This is a genomic window from Acinetobacter sp. IRS14 (assembly GCF_034650275.1).
In the GTDB taxonomy this organism is placed as follows: Bacteria; Pseudomonadota; Gammaproteobacteria; order Pseudomonadales; family Moraxellaceae; genus Acinetobacter; species Acinetobacter oleivorans.
This window is the reverse complement of sequence record NZ_JAOVFN010000016.1, coordinates 61,682-86,176: the sequence shown is the minus strand read 5'-3', so window position 1 is coordinate 86,176 and position 24,495 is coordinate 61,682. Positions and strand designations below refer to the sequence as shown.

Sequence of the window (24,495 nt, the reverse complement as noted above, 5' to 3'; positions counted from 1 at the left end):
ATTTTTCAGTGGGTACACATGGTACGACTTATGGTGGTAACCCGTTAGCAAGTGCAGTTGCAGGTGCAGTATTTGAGTTTATTAATACGCCTGAAGTACTCGAAGGTGTGAAGCATCGTCATCAATATTTCCTCGATGCACTAAATGCATTAAACGCTGAACATCAGATTTTTGAAGAAATTCGTGGTCAAGGTTTATTGATTGGCTGTGAATTAAAAGCTGAGTATGCAGGGAAAGCTAAAGATATTACGACTTGGGCGGGTGAAGAAGGTTTACTTGCTTTAATTGCAGGCCCGAATGTGGTTCGTTTTACTCCGTCGCTTATCATTCCTGAACAAGATATTGATGAAGGAATTGCTCGTTTAAAAAGAGCGTTGGCAAAATTGGCTAAATAAAAAAAAGGAAAGCTAGCCATGATGATCGTCCGTCATGCCGAGTTTCGAGACCTTGAAGATATTTATAAATTAGCGGGTAAGTCGGGTGTAGGCCTGACTTCCTTGCCACAAAATATGGATACACTTTCGGCTCGAATTTCACGTACTCGCAATACTTTAAATGGCAATGTCCATAAAAGTGAACAAGGCTATCTGTTTGTTCTTGAAGATACAGAAGCTCAACGTGTTATTGGTTTAAGCGCAATTGAAGTTGCTGTAGGACTCATTGAGCCTTGGTACAACTTTCATGTTGGTACTCAAGTACACGCTTCAAAAGCATTAAACGTTTATAAGTCACTACCTACCTTATTTCTGAGTAATGACAGAACGGGTAGTAGCGAACTCTGTACATTATTTTTAGATCCAGAGCGTCGTGAAAACCAAAACGGTAAATTCTTATCGAAAATCCGTTTTATGTTTATTGCTGCCTTTAAGCAATATTTCGAGAAAAAGTTAATTGCTGAAATGCGTGGTTTCTCAGATGAAAATGGATGTTCTCCATTTTGGGATGCGATTGGTCATCATTTCTTTAATATGGATTTTTCAACAGCAGACTATTTAAGTGGAATTGGGCAAAAAGTATTTATTGCAGAGCTTATGCCACGTTTCCCAGTCTATGTAGATCTCTTGCCGAAAGATGCGCAAGAGGTGATTGGAAAAATGCATCCACAAACTTTGCCTGCTTATCATGTGCTTGAGTCAGAAGGCTTACGCTATCAAGGATATGTTGATATTTTTGATGCGGGTCCAACCATTGAAGCCAATATTGATGAATTGCGGGCAGTAAAAGAAAGTCAGTTCTTAAACGTCAAAATTACAAGTGAAGCTGCGGTCGGTAAGACCCAATATCTCGTTGCCAATGATAATTATCATGACTATAAGGCAATGTTGATGAAGCTTGATCTTGTTGATAACACTATAAATTTAACACATGAACAAGCTGAAAAACTCGGTGTACAAGAAGGTCACATTGTTCGTGTGTTATCACTAAATCCAATGGAAGTTTCCTGATGTCAAACTCTTTATTTATAAACGGTGTCTGGTTACAAGGCAGCGGCACAACATTTGAAAAAACAAATCCAGTCGATAACCAAACTGTATGGTCAGGTGCCGAAGCAACTGCTGCTGATGTAGAGCAAGCTTGTCAAGCAGCGCGTACTGCATTTCCAGCATGGGCACGTTTACCACTTGCAGAGCGTGTAGCTATTGTTGAGAAATTCGCGGCTTTGCTTGAAGAAAATAAAAAGCATTTAGCAGAAGTGATTAGCCAAGAAACCAGTAAGCCATTTTGGGAAACATTAACTGAAGTTCAATCAATGATTGGCAAAGTTGCAATTTCAATCCGTGCTTATCATCAGCGTACAGGTGAAAGCTCAACTGAAATGGCCGATGGCGTAGCATCTTTACGTCACCGTCCACATGGTGTGCTTGCAGTTTTCGGTCCATATAACTTCCCGGGCCATTTACCAAATGGGCATATTGTTCCTGCATTATTGGCAGGTAATACCGTGGTATTTAAACCAAGCGAATTAACGCCATGGACTGCTGAAGAAACTGTAAAACTTTGGCAGCAAGCTGGTTTGCCAAATGGTGTTATGAACTTGGTGCAAGGTGGTCGTACCACTGGTGAAGCGCTAGCTGCCTTACATGAAATTGATGGTTTATTGTTTACCGGAAGTGCAAACACGGGTTATCACTTGCATAAGCAAATGGCGGGTGCTCCTGAGAAAATCCTTGCGCTTGAAATGGGCGGCAATAATGCATTGATTATTGATGAAATTATTGATGTCGATGCTGTAGTTAATCTCACTATTCAATCTGCATTTGTTTCGGCGGGTCAGCGTTGTACATGTGCACGCCGTATCTTGGTGAAAAATGGTGCAGAAGGTGATGCATTTATTCAACGTTTCGTTGAAGTTGCTAAAAATCTAAAAGTTGGTCGTTGGAATGATGAGCAACAACCATTTATGGGTGGTGTTATCTCGTCAGTTGCCGCATCAAATATGATGCTTGCTCAACAAAAATTGCTTGAGCTTGGCGCAAAAAGCTTGTTGTCAATGACGCGTCCACAAGAAGATAGTTCGTTACTTACACCAGGCATTGTTGATGTAACAGGCGTCACAGATATTCCAGATGAAGAATATTTTGGTCCGCTTACGACGATTCAACGTTATGACAACTTTGATGAAGCATTAAAAATTGCGAATGCAACTCGCTTTGGTTTGTCTGTTGGTCTGGTTTCACCAAAACGTGAACTATTTGATCAAGTACTTATTGAAGCGCGTGCTGGTATTGTGAACTGGAATAAGCCATTAACAGGTGCTTCAAGTGCTGCACCATTTGGTGGTGTGGGGGCGTCCGGTAACCACCGCGCAAGTGCCTTTTATGCAGCTGATTATTGTGCTTGGCCAATGGCTTCACTTGAAAGTGACAGCTTAACCTTACCAGAAAAATTATCTCCAGGGATTGTGTTGCCTTAAACACTAGGGAAAGAAAAATGAAAGGATATGAAGTAAATTTCGATGGTTTGGTGGGACCAACACATCACTATGCAGGCTTGTCGTTTGGTAATGAAGCATCGACAAAAAACCGTAATAACGCCTCGAATCCAAAATTAGCAGCTAAACAGGGCTTGCTAAAGATGAAAGCCCTGGCTGACATGGGAATGAAACAAGGTGTGCTTGTTCCGCATGAGCGCCCACATGTTCCAATGTTACGCCGTTTAGGTTTTACAGGAGATGACATTAGCGTTGTTGCTCAAGCAATGCGTCATTCACCTGAACTATTATCATCGCTAAGTTCAGCTTCGCCAATGTGGACTGCAAATGCGGCAACTGTTTCACCTTCGGCAGATAGCCAAGATGAACGCGTGCATTTTACCGCAGCGAACTTGAATAATAAGTTTCACCGTTCAATTGAAGCTGAAACTACAAGTCAGGTCCTACAAGCGATCTTTAAAAATGAACGTCACTTTGTACACCATGAAGCTTTACCACAAGTGGCCTTGTTTGGTGATGAAGGTGCGGCAAATCATAATCGTTTAGGTGGTGATTATGCTAAGCGCGGTGTTCAAGTGTTTGTTTATGGGCAACAACATTTAAATAATGGTTTACCAGGACCAAAACGCTATCCAGCTCGTCAGACGCGTGAAGCAAGTGAAGCAATTGCACGTTTGCATCGTTTAGATGATGCGCATACCGTTTTTGTTCAACAAAATCCGGATGTAATTGATCAGGGTGTATTCCATAACGATGTTATTGCGGTAAGTAACCAACAGGTTTTATTCCATCATCAACATGCATTCTTAAATCAAGATCAAGCTTTTGCTGAAATTCGTCAGAAAATGGCAAGCATCGGTGAAGATTTTATCTCGATTGAAGTTCCTGAAAACCGCGTTACTGTTGATGATGCCGTAGCAACTTATTTATTTAATAGCCAGATTTTGACTCGTCCAGATGGTGGAATGACCATTGTTGTGCCAGAAGAGTCTCGCCAGAATAAGGCAGTTTGGGGGTATCTGAACGATATGGTTCAGATGGGCACACCAATTGATGCTATTCAGGTATATGACTTACGTGAAAGTATGCGTAATGGTGGTGGTCCGGCATGTTTACGTTTACGCGTAGCTTTAAACGAAACTGAGTTAAATGCTGTAAATCCAAAAGTATTAATGAATGATCAATTGTTTGGAACCCTTAATCAATGGGTCGATAAACACTATCGTGATCGTTTAACACAAGAAGATTTGGCTGATCCGCATTTACTCATGGAAAGCCGTATGGCACTCGATGAGCTGACCAAAATTTTAGGTTTAGGTTCAGTTTATCCTTTCCAAAAATAATGAGGCGGTGACATGCAAGATTTTCTAGCATTAACCTTACAAGGTGAGCAGCCTAAAACCCGCGAAGGAAAACAAAATAATTTTTCTTGGCGTTGGTTAGGTGATGGACTTCTTGAATGTACGCCAAATGCACAGTACGACAAAGCTGTCGTACTGTCAGCTGGAGTACATGGTAATGAAACAGCACCAATTGAATTGTTATCTCATCTATACACAGATTTGTTTGCAGGACGTTTAAACCTTGCTGTGAGATTACTGTTTGTACTGGGTAATCCTTATGCAATGCGTCAAGGTAAACGTTATGTGCATGACGATGTAAACCGAATGTTTTGTGGTGGGTATAAAACTCTACCTGTGACTGAAGAATCAAAACGTGCTGAAGTTTTAGAGCAAGTGGTCACGACTTTCTTTCAAGAAAGTTCAAGCCAAGCAAAACGTTATCACTATGATTTGCACACCGCAATTCGCGCTTCTTTGTTGCCAACGTTTGCTTTATTTCCCTATCAAACACATGCTTATGATGCAGATTTGACAGCGAGCCTTGAAGCAGCTGACTTGGATGCTTTGGTTTACCACAATGCGGTCGGTAAAACCTTTACGCATTTTACTAGTGAAAATTTTAAAGCTGCGAGCGCAACTTTAGAGTTAGGAAAAGCCTTACCATTTGGACAAAATGACTTGAGCCAGTTTGCTGCAATTGATGAAGTGATTCGTCATGTGGTTTCTGAGCAAGCTTTGCCACCACGTAATAAAACAAAAATTCGGGTTTTTAAAGTATCGGACTCTTTAATTAAAAAAGACGAAGATTTTCAGATGAACTTATCGGCTGAAGCACCAAATTTTTCGACTTTTACCAAAGGTGAAATCATTGCAGCTCAACCTTCTGGCAATTATGTTGTTGAGCAAGATCAAGTCTGGATTTTATTTCCAAATCCAAATGTGAAAATTGGTTTACGTGCAGGTTTGGTTTTAACTGAAACCAGCTGAACATTTGATTTTTAAGAAATAAAAAAAGGGCAATTAATTGCCCTTTTTTTATGTATAAGATATTAGTTCGTACCGAAAAGACCTTTAACCCAAGATTTCTTTTCAGCTTTTTGTGCAGACGTTTGAGCACCAGCGTTTATATTTGCGTTTGTGTTAACTCCAACAGGGCCAACGTTAACACCAACATTTACACCAGTTTGAGCATTAATTGCATGTGCTGGTTGAGCTGCATTCAACTGTGCTTGGGCATCAGCTTTAGTATCAGCTACAAATTCTTTTTGCTCAGCTTGATTTTGAGCTACACGAGTTTTTACTGCATCTACATGCGCTTGAGCATTAGCTTGTTTTTCAGCAGTAAATTCTTTTTGGTCTGCTTGTTTTTCTGAAACTTTAGTCTTTACAGCATTAAAACCTGCTTTTGTATCAGCTTTAGCCTCAACAGCTAGGTTTTTAGTGCCGTTTGCAGCTTTAGTCGCTACATTTTTAGTACCTGTTACTGCTTCGGTAGCAAAATGTTTAGTACCCGTTGCAGCTTTAGTCGCTACATTTTTAGTACCTGTCGCAGCTTCGGTAGCAAAGTGTTTGGTACCCGTTGCAGCTTCAGTTGCTATGTGTTTTGTACCATTTGCAGCTTTAGAAGAAAGTTCAGTCACTTTTCCTGTTGTTTTTTTAGTTGCTTTAACTGTAGTGTCAGCAGCGACATGACCAGCATGCTTTGCTGTGCTGCCTACAGTGTGTGCAGTATTTTTGACTGTATTGGCTACGCCACTAACAAGACCACCCGGTTGTACATTTACTTGAGCAGAAGCATCTGCATTAACGCCCGCACTTTGTGCAAAAATAGAAGCAGAAGCAAGAACACTTGCAGTAACGATAGCTGTTTTCATCATTTTCATTGCGATATCCTTCAAAGAATATACCCTTTTAGTGAGGTATTTCATAAACGCAAACGAATCATAGCCAAGGGAATATGGGCTTGGGAACTGACTTCATCAAAACGTTACAACAGTGTTACGTTGAGTAAACAGACTAGGGAGGAATTGTGGAGATTAATAAAAATTAATAATAAAGTGAAAAAGAACATTTATTTATTTGAAAATCTAATTAAGCAAAATGAGTTCTTATTATTTAGTTTTTAAAAAAATATCTTTTAATTTTTTCATTTCGGTTTTTCGAATTTGTTCTCTATATCTTCAAATGTGATGTAAATCTCATTATTTATTGGAGTAAACGGCATAGTTATTGCTTATTATGAGAATAAGGCGCTTTTTAGCACTTTTTTGAACCATCTTCTGCCAGAAATATAAACGTACAGGGCAGAACTGTATTTTTGCTTATTCGGGATAAAGTTATTTTAACTTTTTAGTGGTTATGTATTTCATTAAATAGATTTTTCACATGAAAAATATATGAAAAAATGCTGCTTTATTTCAAATAATCAAAAATAAAAATAGATATCTATAAACAAAAAAACAGAGATATGACAGATGAAAATTATTGCTTCCCTTCTTGTAATAGTCGGCTTGATCGCCGTTGTTCTCTATTTAAAGCCCACAAGTGGTGCATCTGATGTGTTTAATTCTGCTTTACATGAGTCGAATTCGCCACAACCAGACACATCGTCTTTTCTTTCTAAACTTAAGGAGCCTACTCAACCTAAAAATCTATCTCAACATTCAATTCATCCACAATCGGTATCAGCTGATACTGTTCCTTTTTATGACACAAAAAGTGATCCTTCAATTCAACCGATTGATCCAGAAAAAGATCCAGCAAATGAAATAAAAGCGAAATAAGTAAATTGTTAGTTGAAAAACTACGGAGAAAAATAATGCAAAGTAAAACGTTATTTCTATTAGGTCTATGTACGATTTTAAGTACAACTGCATCAGCTCTTCCTTTAGATTCTAAAGGTGCTAAACAGCGATTAAATCAGGCAGCAAAACAAAAAGTATTTCAGGGTAAAATCGATTTAGATGCCTTGGTGAATAATGATTCGAATGATTTAATTGTTGAATACAATATTGCTTCGGTGAGCGTGCCTTCCGGGTTAGAACGGCGAAGTTATATTGCAACAAATAAGAAAAATTTACAGGCAAGATTTAACCGTGCTGGTGGTGTTCAAGTACTTCGGGACTACAATAATTTGCCTTTAGCTTTTTATCGGATTAGTAACCGCGAAGCTTTGGTCTCTTTACTCAATGATCCGAATGTTAAAGAGGTTTATCCAAATCGTATTAATCAAACCACGACCAATGAAAGTTTACCTTTAATTAATCAACCACAAGCAAATACCAATGATTTCACTGGTGAAGGCTCTAGTGTGGCAGTGATTGATACAGGGGTGAATTATCTTCATTCTGATTTTGGTTGTACGGCAGTAAACACACCATCAAATACTTGTCGCGTTGTTTACTCATTTGATAGTGCACCAGATGATGGCGCTTTAGATGATGATGGACATGGTAGTAATGTTTCAGGCATTGTGTCCAAGGTTGCCACCAAGACCAAAATTATAGGCATTGATGTTTTTAGAAAGGTCAGATCCCAAGGTAAATGGGTAAGCACAGCTTATGATAGTGATATCCTCGCAGGGATTAACTGGGCTGTAAATAATGCACAAACCTATAATATTAAAGCAGTTAACTTAAGCCTTGGCGTACCGGGTGTTAAATATACCTCGGAGTGTAGCGACAGCAGTTATGGAACGGCATTTGCTAATGCACGAGCTGCTGGTGTGGTACCTGTAGTCGCTTCAGGCAATGATGCATTTTCAGATGGAATTTCATCTCCTGCCTGTGTTGCTGGTGCAGTAAGAGTTGGTGCTGTTTATGACAGTAATATTGGTGGTGTGTCATGGGGGAATCCTGTGAAATGTTCTGACCCAACAACAGCAGCAGACAAAGTAGCGTGCTTCAGTAATGGTGGTAGCCTTGTAACTTTATTGGCACCAGGAGCAATGATTACGGCAGGTGGCTACACTATGGGAGGTACATCTCAAGCGACACCACATGTGGCAGGTGCGATTGCTTTATTACGAGCGAATAGCGTGAGTCCAACAGAAAGTATTGATCAAACCATCAGCCGTTTAAAAACGACAGGTAAACCAATTACTGACTCAAGAACGGGCTTGGTTTTCCCGCGTATTGATTTACTGGCAGCAACAAATGGTTTAACCATTAATTAATAGCTTATTTATAACTTTTAAATTAGGTCCAAGAAATTTTTAAAATAGCTATAACCCGTTGCAAAAGGTAGCTTTTGCAACGGGCTTTTTATGAAAAAGTATTAATGACACTTTTCTAAATTTGCTGGATTAAAGTTATTTTGGAGTTTTTTGAAATTATTCTGAATTTCTGGATCTTGAATATTAAAAGTCGTTGAGCTTTTGGTCGTAGAGTTTGTTGCCTGATTTAATATGCCTGACTCATCAGGGTATTGTTGTGTAAATGATGTGGCTGAAATGAGCCCTTTATCATTAAATACCCAGTGTTCAGTAACGTGTCCGCCCCCTAAATATCCCGTAAATTCAATCATACAAGCTTGCTTATCTTGTTTAATGAGTTTGGCTACATTACCTGTGGTTGATGGATAAGCTTCGATATTGGTATCTTGCTCTAGAACTTGTGCCTGAGAATAAGATGAAGAAGGCGGTGCAGAGGTTGCACATGCAGTTAATGCTAAGCAGCATAGTGTTGAAAAGAGAAGTTTTTGACTATTCATAAGGCAGATTCCTAGCTCTTTATAGTTGATGATCAATAGTTCTAAATGAATATCTGTATTTATAAAAGCGCGAATTTATCGCGCTGTCCTAGCAAATTAGTTAGTTGTTGTGCTCGATTTACTTAGCTCACCTTGTTCAATTGGGATATTTTCACCGTTTCGACTACTGGTAATATTTTGCTTCGCTTGATCTATTTTATTTTCTGTAAAAGCTTTGGCTGTATCTGCTTTCTGCTGAACAACTTCTGCTTTTTCAGCTGTAAATTCTTTGGTGTTTTTCCACTTTTCGCTAATTTTATTTGAGGTTTTTTCAGAAGCTCCTTGAATAGAGTCTCCTAAATTTTGTATGCCTTTTCCAGTTTTATATAACAATACACGACCTAAACTTGGGTTATCACCATAAGGTTGTGCTTTAGAAGTTGTTTCACCCACTTGTTGTGGTTGCGTTGTTTCAGCAAATAAGGTCGATGAAGCCAACATAGAGGTCGCAATACATATAATGTGTATGGTTTTCATTTTGGATAAATCTCCCCAACCAGAATCAAAAGATGAAGTGGTGATCTTACTGTTAAAAATAAAGCTTGTACTGCAATGAGATAAAACCCATACGATTTGATTACGATAAATCATCATTTCAAATATAATGAAATCGCATATCTAAATTCCTAGAATGATCTGGAGCTTCAGGTGATACAAAATATAGAATTAAAATGGTTATATGATCTGATCATTCTAGAAAAATACCGAAATTTTACAATAGCTTCTGATATTAGAAATATTTCACAATCTTCACTAAGTCGCCGTATTCAGGCTCTAGAAAATAGTTTGGGATTCGAGGTTTTTGACCGAGAAACTTCGCCGTTACAGCTGACAGAAAAGGGTAAACTTTTTGTTCTACACGCCAGAAATTTGCTAGATGATTTTGAGTTCAATATAGATCGAATTAAAGGTGATAATCATGTTAGAAGTAAAGTCACTATTGCGTCTGCTCACTCATTGGCGGGTTATATTTTCCCTAAAATTTTAGGGAATTTAAAAAACTATCAAGAAAAGATTTTTCATGTTGAAGCCATTAACGTAAATGAAACCGTAGATTCTCTTAAAAATGGCCAATGTGACTTTATTGCATCTTTTTATGATGATGATCTTATGAATCCACAATTTTTGTGTCATAAATTATTTTCAGCAAAGCTTTATTTAGTCACTGCACCTAATCATTTGGGTCGTCCTAAATATTCACTTGAAGATGCTTCAGTTCCGCTCATGAATTACACCGATGACAGTTACATGGGTAAAAAAGTAAATAAATTTCTACAAGAGCATCATTCAGACAAATTTGAGACAAACTTTGTGTCTTCAATGAGTTTACTGCTTAAAGATATGATTAAAGGGGGGTATGGAGTAGGGTGGTTACCTGATTACAGCATTCAGGACGAGCTTGAAAAAAATCAACTCATAATTGTGCCTATGAAAGATTCAGTCTTGTCTGTAGATATTTACTTATATCGTAGTAGCGCGAGGCTCAATACAGCTTCTGAAAGTTTATGGAGTTTCGTGAAGGCAATTGATTGGACAATTGCCTAAACTTTTTATGCATAAATCACATTGTCTTTTATTTAATTATGCAACTTTTGCTGTAGGAGCATTCTGATACCACGCAATTGCATTTTTAATGAGTACATCAGTTGTGTCTATAAATAGTTCAGGATAAGCCTCAATACTCTCTTCTAGAATGAGTGGGATTTCTGTACAAGCCAATAGGAATTTTATGTTTTTGTTTTCACTATAAAAATTAATAATTTCTTTCATCATTTGTTTAGATTTTTGAATATCCCCTGCTTTGTATTGGTAAATACTTTGCATTACTTTATTTTGCATTTCAGCCGAAGGAGTAGAGAAACCAATACTATTTTCAATAAACTGGCTTTGATAAAGCTCGGTGTTTATTGTGGCAGATGTAGCAAGAATACACACCTCATCAATTTGGCGATCTTGAATAAAATGAACCGCAGATTCAATAATACTGATCATTTTAGTCTGGGTGCGCTTTTGTAATTGGTTAAACCAGAAATGAGCAGTATTACAAGGAATAATGATACAACCGACTTCTGCTGCCTCTAAGATTTTAAGATATTCAGCCATTTTTTCGAGTGGTTTATTATCCTGATTTATAATCGATTGAGTTCTGTCAGGAATATCTGGGATAGAAACTGTAACGACAGGAATATGTTCCTGATCGCAATGTGCTGGTGTATTTTTAATAATTTTATTCATAGCATCAATCGTAGCTTGTGGCCCCATGCCACCTAGGATTCCAATTGCTTTATTCATGTTGAGCGACTCAAAAAATTCTATAGGTTTAGAATGAGCGTATTTTTATTATGATCATTGCAAAAAGCGGATGGCTTATGCAGGTTTTATTTCTAAATTAAAAATTAATTTAATTTAAAGTATTTGTTTTATAAGTATAAAATTTAAATTTCTGAAATTTAGTTATGCTTTTCATGCATGACAATTTTATATAAAGCATAGATTTTTGCATGGATAGTTTGTTTTAGGTAAAAATCTAAACGATAAATTCAGACTTAATTAAATCTAAAAACATGTCTCTGGCTTTATGGTTGCTCACGTTTTTATGCCAAAAAAATTGATTCTGCATAAAGGCAAGGTGTTCAAATTTATAGCCTCGAATATTGGTTAAATTTTTATATTGTTCATAAATACTCTTCGGTACCAAAGACACACCAGAGCCTGCACTGACACAACCAATAATGGTGGCGTAACTGGTAATGCTAGTAATTGGAAGTGAAATATTTTTGAGCTTAAGCCATTCTTCGAGAGATGCTCGGTAAGGACAACCTTCAGTCCACATAAAAATTTCTTTACCAATCAAGTCTTCTTGGTTGTGGATTTCTCCCAAAGAATGAGATGCAATCAAGACCATTTCTTCTTGGTAAATACTAAGTTTATTTAGCATAGGAAACTCGATATCACCCGCGACAATTGCACCATCAAGTTTGTGTTGAGAAATATCGACTAATAGCTGTTTCCATGTGCCTGTAATAATTTGAATGGAAACCTCTGGAAAACGTTGATGATATTTCGCCAGTAAATTGGGTAGGCGAGTTGTAGCAGAAGATTCAATAGCCCCAATTTTTAATGGACCAGAGGGCGGTGCATCAGGGTGAATACTTCGTTTCGCTTCATCGCATAGCGCTAAAATTTTATGGCAATAATTAAGAAAATTTTCTCCAGAGGGAGTGAGTTTTAAACTTTTTCCTTCCCGATAAAATAGCGGTGCGCCTAGTTCTTCTTCGAGTTGTTTAATGCGCGTTGTGATATTGGATGGTACACAATGTAGTTGCATTGATGCCTTAGCCATTGTTCCGCATTCAACCACGGTCTGAAACATTTTTAACTGTGCGATATCCATGTTTTATCATTCACTTTTAATGAATATTTGACTCAATATAAGTTAATTTTATTGAACTATCCATGCGCATATGATGAAAGAGTTCCATTTCATTAGTGCAGATTTAACATGGCAATTTCTCTTGCTGCCGAAACCCAGCCTCCCGCATTTAAGCTCTATTTATGTATTGCTGTGACCGTCTTTTGTTGGGGCTATTCACCTATTGGCGTACATAGTGCTTTGCATTCATATACACCGCAGCATATTGCCTTGCTCCGTTTTTTGATCGCATCGTTTTTTTTACTGCTTTTGGTCATGAAAAAAGGCATTCAACCTTTAAAGTGGAAAGATGTCCCTGCACTTGCTGTATTAGGTTTTTTCTCTGTAACGCTTCATCATTTGCTTATAAATACAGGGCAGCAATATGTAAGTGCAGTCGCATCTAGTATTTTGAGTCAATCTATTCCGTTATTTACTTTTATTATTTCAGCTTTGCTTTTTAAAGAAAAAATTAGTTTCAAACAATGGTTATGTATTTTGCTCGGTCTTTGCGGCGCCGTGTTGGTGGTTAGTGGAGATCATGGTTTTGGTGTACCGAGCCCTTATAGTTTATTAATTGTTTTAGCTGCAATTGCATGGGGCCTTTATTTTAATTTATATAAGAAATTTGCTTTAAATTATGATGCCTTGAGCATGATGTGCTACATCATTTGGTTTGGGACCATTCCTTTACTATTTTATAGCGCCAATTTACCCAATGAAATTTTACATGCCACTTGGCAAGCCAATATGTCGGTTGTCCTATTAGGTATTTTCCCAAGTGCGATGGCTTATGTACTCTGGGGATATGTACTTAAAAATATGCCGTTAACGATTGCATCGAATTTTTTGTATTGCTCGCCCATTGTCGCGATGAGTTTGGCAGTGCTTTTTTTAAATGAAAAACCATCCATGATGGTGTTGTTGGGTGGAGCGATTATTGTGGGGAGTTTGGTGTGGATGAATTGGGGGAATAGGCGTAGTATCGAATGAGCTATAGATATTTAAATATTCTGTAGATTGATGCTATGTCATGTGTTACTTGCTTTAAGAGAATGAGATGATTGTTGTTACCTTGACTTATAAAAAACCGTTAGCCGAAGTTGATGCTGTACTCAAAGAGCATATTGCATTTTTAGATCATTACTATGAGCAAAAGAAATTTCTGGCATCAGGGCGCCGAGAAAATAGAGTAGGTGGGGTAATTTTAGTTCTAAGCTCTTCGATTCAAGAAGCTGAAGAAATCATGAAAAATGATCCGTTTTATATTCATGATGTGGCTGATTATGATTTTATGTGGTTTGAGCCATCGAAAAGTTTAGAAGAAATTAAAGATTTTGTTTAATTTAAAAAATAAAGGGATCTATAAAAGATCCCTTTATTTAATAATGAACTAATTAGCCCTGCAACACACTCACATCAGCCACAGCAGTAAACAAGTTACGTAACTGAGCCAATAAACGTAAACGGTTTGCTTTTAGGTCAGCATCATCTGCCATAACCATTACACCATCAAAGAATGCATCAATCGGCGCGCGAAGTGCTGCAAGCTTAGAAAGGGCAGCAGTGTAATCTTTTGCTGCAAGTAATGGTTCAACAGCAGGGGTAACTGCTTGAAGTTCAGCGAATAATGCTTTTTCAGCATCTTCAACCAAGTTTGCCTCAACTACAGAACCTTCTGGTGTCGCTTCTTTTGCAAGAATATTAGCAACACGTTTGTTTGCAGCAGCAAGTGCAGCAGCTTCAGGTAATGTACGGAAGTGGTTAACAGCATTTACGCGCTTGTCAAAATCAAGTGGAGACTTCGGTGCAAGTGCTTGAACTGCTTGAAGCACATCAACAGCAACGCCTTGGTCTTCGTACTTAGCTCGGTAACGGCCTTCCAAGAATGCAACAGCATCAGCACGAGTCTTGTCGTGGTCTTTAACGATGTCGCCATAACCTTGAAGTGCAAGATTCACTAACTCTTCAATCGTTACATCTAATTCATTTTCAATAATTAAACGTAAGATACCAATTGCTGAACGGCGAAGAGCAAATGGGTCTTTAGAACCTGTTGGCGCTTGTCCAATACCGAAAATACCAACAAGCGTATCTAAACGGTCAGCAAGGGCAATGGTTGTACCTGTTTGGGTTTTTGGTAAAACATCACCAGCAAATTTTGGTAAATATTGCTCACCTAAAGCTTCAGAAACTTCAGTGTTTTCACCTTCAATGCGTGCATAGTAAGTACCTGCAATACCTTGAAGTTCTGGGAATTCACCTACGAGCTCTGAGGTTAAGTCGCATTTAGCAAGTAATGCAGCTTTTTCAGCATCTGCTGGGTTTGCGCCAGTGATTGCAGATAATGCAACAGCAAGTTTTGCAATACGTGTTGATTTATCCCAAAGCGTACCGAGTTGTGCTTGGAATACCATGTTTGCTAGTTTTTCTTTACGAGATGCAAGCGGTTGCTTTTGATCTTGTAAGAAGAAGAACTCAGCATCAGACAAACGAGGGCGAACAACTTTTTCATTACCTTCAATAATTTGAATCGGATCTTTAGACTCAATATTTGAAACAGTAATGAAGTAAGGCTGTAATTTACCTTCGCTATTGATCAAGCAGAAATATTTCTGGTTGTCTTGCATCGTCGTAATGAGTGCTTCTTGAGGAACAGCAAGGAAGCGCTCTTCAAAGTTTGCACGAAGAGCAACTGGCCATTCAACCAAACTTGTGACTTCATCAAGTAAATCCGCTGGAACAATCGCAGTCGAGTTCACTTCATCAGCTAACTTTTTCACTTGTTCTTGAATGGTTGCTTGACGCTTTTCAAAGTTTGCAACGACATACGCTTTTTCTAAAGCAGCTAAATAGTCATTTGCATGCGCTAACGTCACAGCTTCAGGTGCATGGAAACGGTGACCATAAGTCACATTGCCAGCTTTGTGATCTTGAATAGTTGCGTCAACAATTTGGTCATCTTTAAGTAAAAGAACCCATTTCACTGGACGTACAAATTCGGTACGGCTTGCCGCAGAACGCATACGCTTAGCAATTGGTAAATTGTCTAACGCAGTTTGTAAAATCTGTGGAAGTAAAGCGTCAAGGCTTTGTCCTTTCACATCTTTTAAATAGCAAACTTTTTCAACTTTACCTGCTTGGAAAGTAGAAAGCTGATCAACAGTAATGCCTTGACCACGCATAAAGCCTTCAAGTGCTTTAGTCGGTTTGCCTTCTGCATCGTAAGCTGCTTGAACTGCAGGGCCGTCAAAACGTTTTTGTGTGTCTGCTTGAGCAGCATCGATGTCAACAATTTTAAGTGCTAAACGACGTGGAGCTGCATAAGCTTCAATTGATGCGAAGTTTAAGCCCGCATCTTTTAAGCCTTTTTCTGTTTCAGCTTTTAGGGCATCACGTAAGTTTTTTAAGCTTTTTGGTGGAAGTTCTTCACAGCCAAGTTCGAATAAAACAGTATGTTTGCTCATTAGTTTTTCTCCGCCTTTGCTGCTTCACTTTCAGCTTGTGCTTTTAACTGTGCCAATACTTCATCACGTAAGTGTGGTTCTGCCATTGGGAAGCCAAGCTCTGCACGCGCTTGTACATAACTTTGTGCAATAGCACGCGCTAAAGTACGTACACGTAGGATGTAACGTTGACGCTCAGTCACAGAAATTGCGCCACGTGCATCAAGTAAGTTAAAGGTATGAGATGCTTTAACAACTTGCTCATAAGCAGGAAGAGAAAGTTTTGCTTCAATTAAACGGTTTGCTTCTGACTCGTAAAAATCAAACAGTTCAAATAGTTTTTCAACTGGAGCGTATTCAAAGTTATAAGTCGATTGCTCAACTTCATTTTGATGGAATACGTCGCCGTAAGTCACAGTACCAAATTGGCCTTTGGTCCAAACAAGGTCATAAACCGAGTCAACACCTTGCAGGTACATTGCAAGACGTTCTAAACCGTAAGTGATTTCGCCTGTTACTGGGTAACATTCAACACCACCGACTTGTTGGAAGTAAGTGAACTGAGTCACTTCCATACCGTTAAGCCAAACTTCCCAACCTAAGCCCCAAGCACCTAGCGTCGGAGATTCCCAGTTGTCTTCTACGAAGCGAATATCGTGAGTAAGCGTATCGATCCCGATTGCTTTTAAAGAATCAAGATAGAGCTGTTGGATGTTGTCTGGATTTGGCTTAAGCACCACTTGGAATTGGTAGTAGTGTTGCAAACGGTTCGGGTTTTCACCATAGCGGCCATCTTTTGGACGACGTGAAGGTTGAACGTATGCAGCATTCCAAGTTTCAGGCCCTAAAGCACGTAAGAATGTTGCGGTGTGGAATGTTCCAGCGCCCATTTCCATGTCGTAAGGTTGTAGTACGACGCAGCCTTGTTCGGCCCAATAGTTTTGTAGGGCAAGAATTAAGCCCTGAAATGTATCAATGTGCGAGATGGCGCGACTCATGTAGCATCCACGAATTTATGAGAAAAATTGCCCCTAAGTATAAGGATTTTGTGGGGGAGTGGCAAAGGCTTAATCAAAGGAATGCGCGATTAGCCTATTTGTTTCGGCTTATCCACTTCAAGCTTAACCAGTAGCAAAAGCTGGTAAATAAAATCATGAGATAAAAACTGTAGATCTTATAAATATCCCACCAAGGAGAAGGAAATGATCCGACAAAAATCAAACGTGCAATCGGGCTAATCAAAATCCAGATCGTAGTTGCGCTGATGAAAATACTCATCAGATTTAAACGATTTTTACGGGCGAGAAAATAGGAAATGATATATGCGAAAGGAATAACTAGAAGGCCATAAAAAAATAAATAAAACAAGAAATGGGCTAGTAAAATAACTCCAATCGAATAAAGGCTAAATTCAGCATTTAATGTCATTACCGCTAAGGCAGATAAACTCAGCAATGGGATGGGTGTAAGCGCAAATGCGTGAATAAGCGTTTTTTTGTTATATTGAAGCATATTAAAAATTATAGAATCGAGAATTAGTTATGCTGAAATTTTGCTGCAAACTCATTGTTTTATCCAGCCTTTTTTGTAGTCCATGGCTTTACGCGCAAACCGAAACTGATGAGCAAGATGAATACAGTCAATGTGTAGATCAGACCATTAAAGAAATGAAGCTTGAAAGCATTAATAACATGGTCGTGCATAGTTGTTCTGAAAAAGCTAAAAAGACTTATGAGGAAAAAATAGTTGCTCTTATTGATCAAATTCGCACACAAAGCGAAGAATACAAACAGCCAGAGCGTTACCAAGATATTTTAAAATCTCAGCGACTTTGGAAAGCTTATGTAGATCAGGAATGTAGTAATGCAGGCTCATACATTGGCTCACCGATGTATTCATATTGCCCAATGCAAGAGTATGCCGAGCGTGTAAAGCAGCTAGAAGAATACGTTAATTAAGATGGATTATTTTAAACGTCACCTCATGACGCTGAGCGTACTTCACTGGATTAAATTTAAGAATACAAAATGATATTTTTTAAACGATGCCATAAATGAGTCGTTTGATATGTCTGATCGCATTCGAGAAAAACTACAGATTCTTGCCGATGCTGCCAAATATGATGTGTCTTGTTCATCAAGTGGCAGTGACCGTAAAAACAAAGATAAAGGCCTAGGTGATGCCAGCCATTCAGGAATTTGCCATAGCTATACTGAAGATGGCCGCTGTGTATCTCTCTTAAAAATTCTATTTAGCAATGTTTGTATTTTTGACTGCGCCTATTGTGTTTCACGTCGTTCTAATGACGTCCAACGTGCAGCATTTACAGTGCAAGAAGTCGTAGACTTAACCATTAATTTTTACCGCCGTAATTATATTGAAGGTTTATTTTTAAGCTCTGGCATTTTTAAATCGGCCGATCATACGATGGAGCGTATGCTTCAAGTCGTGAAAAAGTTACGTCTTGAAGAAAATTTTAATGGCTATATTCATTTAAAAACAATTCCGGGGGCATCGCCTGAACTGATTCATGAGGCAGGTTTATATGCTGACCGTATGAGTATTAATTTAGAGATGCCGACCGAGGTTGGCCTAAAAACTTTTGCACCAGAAAAATCACATCAGGAAGTGCAAAAAGATTTAGGTTTGGTCCGTGACAGGCTCATTCAGCTTAAAGATGAACGCCAAATCATTAAGCATGTGCCGAAATATGTACCAGCAGGGCAGACCACCCAAATGGTAGTAGGTGCTCATCAAGAGTCAGATCAAGATGTCTTGTTTATGGCAGACAAACACTATAAGGAATTTAAACTCAAACGTGTCTATTTCTCTGGCTATATTCCAATTAATACCGAAAATAATTACTTGCCAGCAGTTGGTTCTGCACCGCCGTTGCTTCGTGAAAATCGACTCTATCAAAGCGATTGGCTGATGCGTTTTTATGGCTTTCAGGTCAATGAAATCGTCAATGAAAAACATCCAAACTTAGATCTTGATGTAGACCCGAAACTAAGCTGGGCATTAAGGCATCCTGAACAGTTTCCAGTAGATTTAAATCGTGCAGATTATCAGATGATTTTGCGTGTGCCAGGCATTGGAGTGAAATCAGCTAAGAAAATTGTGCAAGCACGCCGTTTTGGAAAAATCCATATCGATTTACTTAAGAAACTAGGTGTGGCTTACCAGCGTGCAAAATTCTTTATTCGCTGTGAGGACAGTCCAAAGTTCCAAAAGGAACTATCTTCTGGCTATATTCGACAGCAGATTTTAATGCAGGGATCTTCGAAATATGTGCAGCAACTCTCGCCACAATTAAGCCTTGGGTTTTAGTCATGTTTAATGATGAAGTGGCTTACTATTTTGATGGTTCAATGGTTGGACTGTTGAGCTGTGTTTTTCGCGCATTTCAGTTTAAAGAGCTACAGGTCAGACTCTGTTTAAATGATGCGGCTCAACATGGCTTATTTGCCGATAAAATTGAGGTTTCAAATAATGAGCAGCATGCCGAGCGTGTTTGGTCCGCACTACAAAAAAAGCTTTCATCTTCTTCGTTAAAACAATTTTATTTTGCTTATTTATCTGAATCTTTAGATGCCTATCAGCATTTATTTAATTACTGTATTTATGTGTTTAGTAGTCATTTTTCTGTAGAAAAAGATTATTCAAATCTTAGTGTTTTGGCGATTGCGCAGTGGACGAAAAAGGTCGGGCGAGAGAAGCATCGAATGGAAGCTTTTATTCGTTTTAAGAAAACAAAAGATGAGCTTTTTTTGAGTTTAGTTCGTCCTGATTTTAATGTTTTACCGCTTATTCAGCCTCATTTTAAACGGCGTTACCAAGATCAGCGTTGGCTTATTTATGACGAACAACGCAAGTTTGGAATTTACTATGATTTACGTGAAATACATGAAGTTTCACTTGAAGCTTCTGAAGTCGACCGTAATTTAAAAAATGGCATGAGTCAAAGCTTTCAGCTTGAGTTGGATGAACAAGAAGTTTTGTATGACCAGCTTTGGAAAGATTATTTTAATAGCGTTAATATTACTGAACGCCAGAATATAAAACTTCATGTGCAATATTTGCCGAAGCGCTATTGGCGTTACTTAAATGAAAAATTGTTGGAATATTAAAGTTTTAAAATAATAAAGATTATTTTCAATAAGCTTTCTTGTTGTTTAAAGATATAATTTAAATGCACTTTATGTGACTTTGGGCGTATACTTTTGCCCGTTATAAATAACGGCATATCCCCAAAGGTGTACTGTGAGTGTTATACAGCGAGAATGGTTACAGATTTTAAAGCCAAATTTTAAGGTTTTACCTTTAAAGGAACGGTTACTTTGCGGTATTGGAGCGTTGTGTGGTTTAGCAATTTCTTCCTTAATTAGCTGGTATGTTCTGGGTGGAATTAATGCTTGGTACATCGCTCCAATGGGCGCCTCATCTGTTCTATTGTTTGCTGTGCCGACTAGTCCCTTGGCTCAACCATGGAATGTGATTGTTGGTAATACCTTAGCTGGAATTATTGGTGTTGCCTGTGCGCAGTGGATTCCTGATTTAACTACAGCTTTTAGTGTCGCAGTAGGTTTTGCCATATTTTTAATGATGACCACCGACTCTTTGCATCCACCAAGTGGTGCAGTCGCAATTACGGCTGTGTTGGGCGGTGCTGCAATTCATAAATTAGGCTTTTATTTTATTTTTTATCCAGTTTTACTCAACTCGTTACTTTTACTCGGTTTCGCCATATTTTTTAATAGATTAATTGGGCGGCATTATCCGGTTACTGCTCATCTTAATGACCGTAGTAAAGATCCTACACCGACTCAAAAAGTATCTATTCAACCCAAAGACATTGAGTATGCATTAGGGCATCACACAGAATTACTAGATATTAGTCAGTACGATTTAGAAAAAATCATTTTAGAGGCTCAGGAACATGCCAATGAGCGCATGGTAAATCAATATATCTGTCAGGATATTATGAGCCGTGATGTTATCAAACTACATGAAGATGACGACATTCATCAGGCGCTCGATAAATTTAAACAAGTGAACTTGATGAGCCTACCTGTTGTAAATGCAGAAAACCATTTGGTGGGAACTTTAGCGTTATATGAAGTTGTTGAGTGGTTTAAGGGCGCAGCAGATCCAAGAAACTCTTGGCAGCACTATGTAAAACAAATTATGAGTCATCGAGTGGTCACGGTACTGCCAACTCAACCTATTCAAGATTTGGTGCCATACTTTGTAGAAAAGTCTTTTAACTACATTCCTGTGGTTGAAGATCGTAAGCTCGTAGGAATGATTAGCCGTGCAGATATGATTGCTGCGTTACAGCAACAGTTAAATCAAAAGCTATAATTTTTAGAATAAAAAAAAGCTACGGTTGATTAGGGGATGCAACCGTAGCGACCAAAATTATTAATTAACGTACTTGCTCTTCATTTACTGTTCGAACGGATTGTCGATAGCCTTCAATATGCTCTGGCTGTTTTTTCGGAATGACTAACCATAAAACCAGATAAACTAAAATTCCTGGAAAGGCCGCACTCATAATTGAGATCAAAACAAAAATGACACGTAGTAAAGTTACGTTCCAACCAAAACGTTCAGCAATACCACCCATTACACCGGCGATCATGCTGTGTCGGTTCGAGCGATATAAACCAGAACTGGCCATCTAATTCTCCTTAAAGATAAATAATTACAAGAAGCTATTGTGCTCTTGCTTAATAAAAATATGGAGGCGAAATAACGGGTTTAAAGTCCTCTCAAAAGTAAATTGGTTAAAATATGTAAAGGATTGGGATGAAGGAAACCAACATCAACTAAAATGCACTTTTTCAGGGCTTAAAGGTTTATTACAGCAATTGGTTAATGCCTGAAATGAATATAAACATGGCGGTTGCTGTTATCTGTGAATAATGTATATGTCTTTGAAGCGGTCTAGTTTTTTAGTTAAGTATTTAGTGGTAGGGGCTATGATGTGCCTGACACTGAGTGCTTGCGATATAAACCATGCCAACTCAAAAGATCACTCTAGTGCCAGCTCTAGTTCTACGCATGAAGAAAATCTAATAAAAAATAGTACATCTACAAAAACATTAGATTATGTGGCAGGCCGTACTTTTTTACCTGAAGAAAACTTAGATCAAACCAAAAAGTTAAGCGGAACCTTATTGCAATATGTAGGGCGCTATCACACCCGAATTTCATGTGAAGATGCTTTTGCTGATTGTGAGTCAGGTGAAGCAGAGTACATTTTAAATTTATTACCCAATGGATCGGCCTATTGGAATGTTATTCATTTTGGTCGCGTGGGAAGTAAAGATGGGGCTAAAAGTGCCGCTGTAAATGAACTGTGTCCTTCTTTAAATTGGAAGGTGGACGAAAAAGAGCATGAGTTAACCATTCAATGTCCTTTATCTAAAGTTAATTTTTATTTTAATTTTGATTCAAACAAAAGATTGGTTATGAATCTGGAAAAACTGTTTTATAGCGATTATGGTAAAAATCGTGAATTTTTAGAGCAAAACTATTTTGTTCCAAATCAGGCTTATGTATTAACTAAAGAATAAATATGACTTGAATAAAAAAGAGCGCAATATGAATTGCGCTCTTTTCGTTTCTCTATTTAAAAATCATTAGTAGTCGAAGCTAAAGTGTTCAACAGGTAATGATGTTAATGTACGAGAGCTTGTCACCATCGACTCTGCATGACCTTGAGTACGAGGTAACATACGGTCAAAGTAGAAGTCTGCAACTTTGATTTTAGCTTTATAGAATTCAGGCGTTTCTGCACCGTCACCTGCTTCAAGTTTTTCAGAAGCAATGACTGCTTGTTGCGCCCAGAAGTAAGCCATCATCACGTAACCAGAGAACATTAAAAAGTCTACAGAAGCAGAAGATACGATGTCACGGTCTTTACGTGCAGCAAGCATGATACGAACAGTTAAAGTATTCCATTGAGCACAAAGCTTAGTTAAGTCCCAAGCAAAACGACGTAAGTATTTATTACGTGCGTGCGCAGCACAGAATTTTAAGATTTCAGCAGTGTAGTCACGAACCACTTTACCTTTTGAGCTAAGCAATACTTTACGACCAATCAAGTCAAGTGCTTGAATGCCTGTGGTACCTTCGTATAGCGTTGAAATACGAGCATCACGAGCGATTTGTTCCATGCCCCATTCTTTGATGTAGCCGTGGCCGCCGTAAACTTGCATACCGTTATTTGCAGCTTCTAAACCAAGTTCAGTCAAGAAACCTTTCAAAATCGGGGTATAGAAACCAAGCTTGTCATCATAGTCTTCATAAGCAGCTTGGTCGCCACGTGTTAATGCATCTGTCATTTTGTCTGCAAGTTTTGCAGCATGATAGATCATTGAACGGCCACCTTCAGCAATTGCTTTTTGAGTCAACAATAGGCGGCGTACGTCAGCATGATGAATGATTGCGTCAGCAACTTTATCTGGATCTTTCTTACCAGAAAGCGCACGCATAGACATACGGTCTTTCGCATAAGGTAACGCACCTTGATAAGATAACTCAGCATGTGCAATACCTTGAACAGCAGTACCAATACGTGCTGTGTTCATGAAGGTAAACATTGCATGTAGACCTTTGTTCACTTCACCGATTAAATAACCAGTTGCATTATCAAAGTTCAATACCGCAGTAGCAGAAGCTCGGATCCCCATTTTGTGTTCGATTGAACCACAAGCGACTGTATTACGTTCACCAACACCGCCATCAGCAGTAGGGATGAATTTAGGTACGATAAATAATGAAATACCACGAGTACCAGCAGGAGCATCTGGAAGACGTGCAAGTACGATGTGAATAATATTTTCAGTTAAGTCATGTTCACCGGCAGAAATGAAGATTTTTGTACCAGAGATTTTATAAGTACCATCTGCTTGAGGTTCAGCTTTAGTTTTAACTTGACCTAAGTCCGTACCACATTGAGGTTCGGTTAAGCACATTGTGCCGCTCCAAGTTCCTTCAACAAGTTTAGGCATATAGGTTTGTTTTTGTTCATCAGTACCGAATTGCAAGATAGTATTCATACAACCCGAACTTAAGCCAGGGTACATCGTAAATGACCAGTTTGCAGTACCCATCATTTCTGATTTAATCAGATTTAATGACATTGGTAGGCCTTGACCACCAAATTCTTCTGGATAAGAAAGACCTTGCCAACCGCCCATTACGAATTGGTCATAAGCTTCTTTAAAGCCTTTAGGTGTTCTCACTTCACCATTGTCAAAATGGCAACCTTCTTCATCACCAGGTTGGTTAAGTGGCGACAATATGTTTTCACAATAATCTGCCGCACCTTCAAGAATCATATCAACTGTATCTGGATCTGCATTTTCACCATTTGATAAAGTTTTATAGTGAGCAGGGTAATCTAATACTTCATTCATTAAGAAACGAATATCATGTAGCGGGGCTTTATATGCTGGCATGGCTTTAATCCTAATTTTGAATCATTGTGGGATTATCTGAATCGATGATTTGATTATTCACTCACCTGATAAAAATACAATGATAATCACATCCGAAAGAAATGTCAGAAAAGCGAATTTTGTCGAAAATAAATACACCCGA

Annotated in this window: 25 protein-coding genes; 15 read left to right on the top strand and 10 right to left on the bottom strand. The window is 38.4% G+C overall.

Annotation, left to right across the window (positions count from 1 at the left end; genetic code table 11):
* From ODQ17_RS14025 to astE, 5 genes are all read left to right on the top strand, one after another.
* Positions 1-395: aminotransferase class III-fold pyridoxal phosphate-dependent enzyme (locus tag ODQ17_RS14025; protein WP_322904428.1), on the top strand; the 395-nt coding region annotated here is incomplete at its 5' end.
* Positions 396-413: 18 nt separating this feature from the next.
* Positions 414-1,445, top strand: coding sequence for an arginine N-succinyltransferase (gene astA, locus ODQ17_RS14020; RefSeq protein ID WP_224972944.1), 1,032 nt, complete (start codon positions 414-416; stop codon positions 1,443-1,445).
* The gene (gene astD / locus ODQ17_RS14015; RefSeq protein ID WP_322904425.1) at positions 1,445-2,914 is read left to right on the top strand and encodes a succinylglutamate-semialdehyde dehydrogenase; all 1,470 of its coding nucleotides are present in this window, start codon (positions 1,445-1,447) and stop codon (positions 2,912-2,914) included. The genes astA and astD overlap by 1 nt, the downstream gene beginning before the upstream one ends.
* Positions 2,915-2,931: 17 nt before the next feature.
* On the top strand, positions 2,932-4,275 hold the full coding sequence (astB, locus tag ODQ17_RS14010) for an N-succinylarginine dihydrolase (protein ID WP_199943421.1): 1,344 nt from the start codon (positions 2,932-2,934) through the stop codon (positions 4,273-4,275).
* A gap of 12 nt (positions 4,276-4,287) precedes the next feature.
* Positions 4,288-5,262 (top strand): succinylglutamate desuccinylase, encoded by a 975-nt coding sequence (gene astE, locus ODQ17_RS14005; protein WP_322904421.1) that lies wholly within the window; start codon positions 4,288-4,290, stop codon positions 5,260-5,262.
* A gap of 62 nt (positions 5,263-5,324) precedes the next feature.
* Here astE and ODQ17_RS14000 read toward each other — a convergent pair whose 3' ends face one another.
* Positions 5,325-6,158, bottom strand: coding sequence for a hypothetical protein (locus tag ODQ17_RS14000; RefSeq protein ID WP_322904418.1), 834 nt, complete (start codon positions 6,156-6,158; stop codon positions 5,325-5,327).
* Between the two features lie 591 nt (positions 6,159-6,749).
* Here ODQ17_RS14000 and ODQ17_RS13995 point away from each other — a divergent pair.
* Both ODQ17_RS13995 and ODQ17_RS13990 read left to right on the top strand, forming a co-directional pair.
* Positions 6,750-7,058, top strand: a complete 309-nt coding sequence (locus ODQ17_RS13995; protein WP_322904416.1) for a hypothetical protein — start codon at positions 6,750-6,752, stop codon at positions 7,056-7,058.
* Positions 7,059-7,093: 35 nt separating this feature from the next.
* A complete protein-coding gene (locus tag ODQ17_RS13990) occupies positions 7,094-8,449 on the top strand; it encodes a S8 family peptidase (protein ID WP_322904414.1) in 1,356 nt (451 codons plus the stop codon).
* Positions 8,450-8,550: 101 nt separating this feature from the next.
* Here the strand turns inward: ODQ17_RS13990 and ODQ17_RS13985 are convergent, their stop codons facing one another.
* Both ODQ17_RS13985 and ODQ17_RS13980 read right to left on the bottom strand, forming a co-directional pair.
* Positions 8,551-8,985 carry a hypothetical protein gene (locus ODQ17_RS13985; protein ID WP_013196749.1) on the bottom strand — a complete coding sequence of 145 codons (435 nt, stop codon included), beginning with the start codon at positions 8,983-8,985 and terminating at the stop codon, positions 8,551-8,553.
* Positions 8,986-9,081: 96 nt separating this feature from the next.
* Positions 9,082-9,501: a hypothetical protein gene (locus tag ODQ17_RS13980; protein ID WP_005301126.1), complete on the bottom strand. Its 420-nt coding sequence runs from the start codon at positions 9,499-9,501 to the stop codon at positions 9,082-9,084.
* 171 nt (positions 9,502-9,672) lie between these two features.
* On the opposite strand from ODQ17_RS13980, the gene ODQ17_RS13975 reads away from it, so the two are divergent.
* Complete coding sequence (locus tag ODQ17_RS13975) at positions 9,673-10,569, top strand: LysR substrate-binding domain-containing protein (protein ID WP_322904412.1); 897 nt, start codon at positions 9,673-9,675, stop codon at positions 10,567-10,569.
* Between the two features lie 36 nt (positions 10,570-10,605).
* Here the strand turns inward: ODQ17_RS13975 and ODQ17_RS13970 are convergent, their stop codons facing one another.
* Positions 10,606-11,316 carry an aspartate/glutamate racemase family protein gene (locus ODQ17_RS13970; protein ID WP_322904410.1) on the bottom strand — a complete coding sequence of 237 codons (711 nt, stop codon included), beginning with the start codon at positions 11,314-11,316 and terminating at the stop codon, positions 10,606-10,608.
* A 235-nt stretch (positions 11,317-11,551) separates the two neighbouring features.
* Positions 11,552-12,418: a LysR family transcriptional regulator gene (locus tag ODQ17_RS13965; protein WP_322904408.1), complete on the bottom strand. Its 867-nt coding sequence runs from the start codon at positions 12,416-12,418 to the stop codon at positions 11,552-11,554.
* Between the two features lie 108 nt (positions 12,419-12,526).
* Here ODQ17_RS13965 and ODQ17_RS13960 point away from each other — a divergent pair, with 108 nt between their 5' ends.
* Complete coding sequence (locus ODQ17_RS13960) at positions 12,527-13,429, top strand: DMT family transporter (RefSeq protein ID WP_322904406.1); 903 nt, start codon at positions 12,527-12,529, stop codon at positions 13,427-13,429.
* Positions 13,430-13,496: 67 nt separating this feature from the next.
* The gene (locus ODQ17_RS13955; RefSeq protein ID WP_002116836.1) at positions 13,497-13,781 is read left to right on the top strand and encodes a YciI family protein; all 285 of its coding nucleotides are present in this window, start codon (positions 13,497-13,499) and stop codon (positions 13,779-13,781) included.
* A gap of 52 nt (positions 13,782-13,833) precedes the next feature.
* Here the strand turns inward: ODQ17_RS13955 and glyS are convergent, their stop codons facing one another.
* The 3 genes from glyS to ODQ17_RS13940 form a co-directional block, all read right to left on the bottom strand.
* Complete coding sequence (glyS, locus tag ODQ17_RS13950; RefSeq protein WP_322904403.1) at positions 13,834-15,903, bottom strand: glycine--tRNA ligase subunit beta; 2,070 nt, start codon at positions 15,901-15,903, stop codon at positions 13,834-13,836.
* Positions 15,903-16,880: a glycine--tRNA ligase subunit alpha gene (gene glyQ / locus ODQ17_RS13945; RefSeq protein WP_002044989.1), complete on the bottom strand. Its 978-nt coding sequence runs from the start codon at positions 16,878-16,880 to the stop codon at positions 15,903-15,905. Before glyQ ends, glyS begins: the two co-directional genes overlap by 1 nt.
* Positions 16,881-16,974: 94 nt before the next feature.
* Positions 16,975-17,394 carry a hypothetical protein gene (locus tag ODQ17_RS13940; RefSeq protein ID WP_322904400.1) on the bottom strand — a complete coding sequence of 140 codons (420 nt, stop codon included), beginning with the start codon at positions 17,392-17,394 and terminating at the stop codon, positions 16,975-16,977.
* Between the two features lie 29 nt (positions 17,395-17,423).
* On the opposite strand from ODQ17_RS13940, the gene ODQ17_RS13935 reads away from it, so the two are divergent.
* The 4 genes from ODQ17_RS13935 (at position 17,424) to ODQ17_RS13920 (ending at position 21,246) form a co-directional block, all read left to right on the top strand.
* Positions 17,424-17,840: a lysozyme inhibitor LprI family protein gene (locus ODQ17_RS13935; protein ID WP_322904398.1), complete on the top strand. Its 417-nt coding sequence runs from the start codon at positions 17,424-17,426 to the stop codon at positions 17,838-17,840.
* Positions 17,841-17,949: 109 nt separating this feature from the next.
* Positions 17,950-19,212 carry a putative DNA modification/repair radical SAM protein gene (locus ODQ17_RS13930; RefSeq protein ID WP_322904396.1) on the top strand — a complete coding sequence of 421 codons (1,263 nt, stop codon included), beginning with the start codon at positions 17,950-17,952 and terminating at the stop codon, positions 19,210-19,212.
* A 2-nt stretch (positions 19,213-19,214) separates the two neighbouring features.
* The gene (locus ODQ17_RS13925; protein WP_322904394.1) at positions 19,215-20,012 is read left to right on the top strand and encodes a TIGR03915 family putative DNA repair protein; all 798 of its coding nucleotides are present in this window, start codon (positions 19,215-19,217) and stop codon (positions 20,010-20,012) included.
* A gap of 133 nt (positions 20,013-20,145) precedes the next feature.
* Positions 20,146-21,246, top strand: coding sequence for an HPP family protein (locus ODQ17_RS13920; RefSeq protein WP_322904391.1), 1,101 nt, complete (start codon positions 20,146-20,148; stop codon positions 21,244-21,246).
* A gap of 64 nt (positions 21,247-21,310) precedes the next feature.
* On the opposite strand, the gene ODQ17_RS13915 is transcribed toward ODQ17_RS13920, so the two are convergent.
* The gene (locus tag ODQ17_RS13915) at positions 21,311-21,565 is read right to left on the bottom strand and encodes a PspC domain-containing protein (RefSeq protein WP_002116779.1); all 255 of its coding nucleotides are present in this window, start codon (positions 21,563-21,565) and stop codon (positions 21,311-21,313) included.
* Between the two features lie 250 nt (positions 21,566-21,815).
* Between ODQ17_RS13915 and ODQ17_RS13910 the strand changes: the two genes are divergently transcribed.
* A complete protein-coding gene (locus tag ODQ17_RS13910) occupies positions 21,816-22,463 on the top strand; it encodes a hypothetical protein (RefSeq protein WP_322904430.1) in 648 nt (215 codons plus the stop codon).
* Between the two features lie 66 nt (positions 22,464-22,529).
* On the opposite strand, the gene ODQ17_RS13905 is transcribed toward ODQ17_RS13910, so the two are convergent.
* Positions 22,530-24,353 (bottom strand): acyl-CoA dehydrogenase C-terminal domain-containing protein, encoded by a 1,824-nt coding sequence (locus ODQ17_RS13905; protein ID WP_322904389.1) that lies wholly within the window; start codon positions 24,351-24,353, stop codon positions 22,530-22,532.
* Between the last annotated feature and the right edge of the window lie 142 nt (positions 24,354-24,495).

What these genes read in the sequence shown, in the direction of transcription:
- astA (WP_224972944.1), top strand. Translation starts at nt 414, where the DNA reads ATGATGATCGTCCGTCATGCCGAGTTTCGAGACCTTGAAGATATTTAT.
- astD (WP_322904425.1), top strand. Translation starts at nt 1,445, where the DNA reads ATGTCAAACTCTTTATTTATAAACGGTGTCTGGTTACAAGGCAGCGGC.
- astB (WP_199943421.1), top strand. Translation starts at nt 2,932, where the DNA reads ATGAAAGGATATGAAGTAAATTTCGATGGTTTGGTGGGACCAACACAT.
- astE (WP_322904421.1), top strand. Translation starts at nt 4,288, where the DNA reads ATGCAAGATTTTCTAGCATTAACCTTACAAGGTGAGCAGCCTAAAACC.
- ODQ17_RS14000 (WP_322904418.1), bottom strand. Translation starts at nt 6,158, where the DNA reads ATGAAAATGATGAAAACAGCTATCGTTACTGCAAGTGTTCTTGCTTCT.
- ODQ17_RS13995 (WP_322904416.1), top strand. Translation starts at nt 6,750, where the DNA reads ATGAAAATTATTGCTTCCCTTCTTGTAATAGTCGGCTTGATCGCCGTT.
- ODQ17_RS13990 (WP_322904414.1), top strand. Translation starts at nt 7,094, where the DNA reads ATGCAAAGTAAAACGTTATTTCTATTAGGTCTATGTACGATTTTAAGT.
- ODQ17_RS13985 (WP_013196749.1), bottom strand. Translation starts at nt 8,985, where the DNA reads ATGAATAGTCAAAAACTTCTCTTTTCAACACTATGCTGCTTAGCATTA.
- ODQ17_RS13980 (WP_005301126.1), bottom strand. Translation starts at nt 9,501, where the DNA reads ATGAAAACCATACACATTATATGTATTGCGACCTCTATGTTGGCTTCA.
- ODQ17_RS13970 (WP_322904410.1), bottom strand. Translation starts at nt 11,316, where the DNA reads ATGAATAAAGCAATTGGAATCCTAGGTGGCATGGGGCCACAAGCTACG.
- ODQ17_RS13965 (WP_322904408.1), bottom strand. Translation starts at nt 12,418, where the DNA reads ATGGATATCGCACAGTTAAAAATGTTTCAGACCGTGGTTGAATGCGGA.
- ODQ17_RS13960 (WP_322904406.1), top strand. Translation starts at nt 12,527, where the DNA reads ATGGCAATTTCTCTTGCTGCCGAAACCCAGCCTCCCGCATTTAAGCTC.
- ODQ17_RS13955 (WP_002116836.1), top strand. Translation starts at nt 13,497, where the DNA reads ATGATTGTTGTTACCTTGACTTATAAAAAACCGTTAGCCGAAGTTGAT.
- glyS (WP_322904403.1), bottom strand. Translation starts at nt 15,903, where the DNA reads ATGAGCAAACATACTGTTTTATTCGAACTTGGCTGTGAAGAACTTCCA.
- glyQ (WP_002044989.1), bottom strand. Translation starts at nt 16,880, where the DNA reads ATGAGTCGCGCCATCTCGCACATTGATACATTTCAGGGCTTAATTCTT.
- ODQ17_RS13940 (WP_322904400.1), bottom strand. Translation starts at nt 17,394, where the DNA reads ATGCTTCAATATAACAAAAAAACGCTTATTCACGCATTTGCGCTTACA.
- ODQ17_RS13935 (WP_322904398.1), top strand. Translation starts at nt 17,424, where the DNA reads ATGCTGAAATTTTGCTGCAAACTCATTGTTTTATCCAGCCTTTTTTGT.
- ODQ17_RS13930 (WP_322904396.1), top strand. Translation starts at nt 17,950, where the DNA reads ATGTCTGATCGCATTCGAGAAAAACTACAGATTCTTGCCGATGCTGCC.
- ODQ17_RS13925 (WP_322904394.1), top strand. Translation starts at nt 19,215, where the DNA reads ATGTTTAATGATGAAGTGGCTTACTATTTTGATGGTTCAATGGTTGGA.
- ODQ17_RS13915 (WP_002116779.1), bottom strand. Translation starts at nt 21,565, where the DNA reads ATGGCCAGTTCTGGTTTATATCGCTCGAACCGACACAGCATGATCGCC.
- ODQ17_RS13910 (WP_322904430.1), top strand. Translation starts at nt 21,816, where the DNA reads ATGTCTTTGAAGCGGTCTAGTTTTTTAGTTAAGTATTTAGTGGTAGGG.
- ODQ17_RS13905 (WP_322904389.1), bottom strand. Translation starts at nt 24,353, where the DNA reads ATGCCAGCATATAAAGCCCCGCTACATGATATTCGTTTCTTAATGAAT.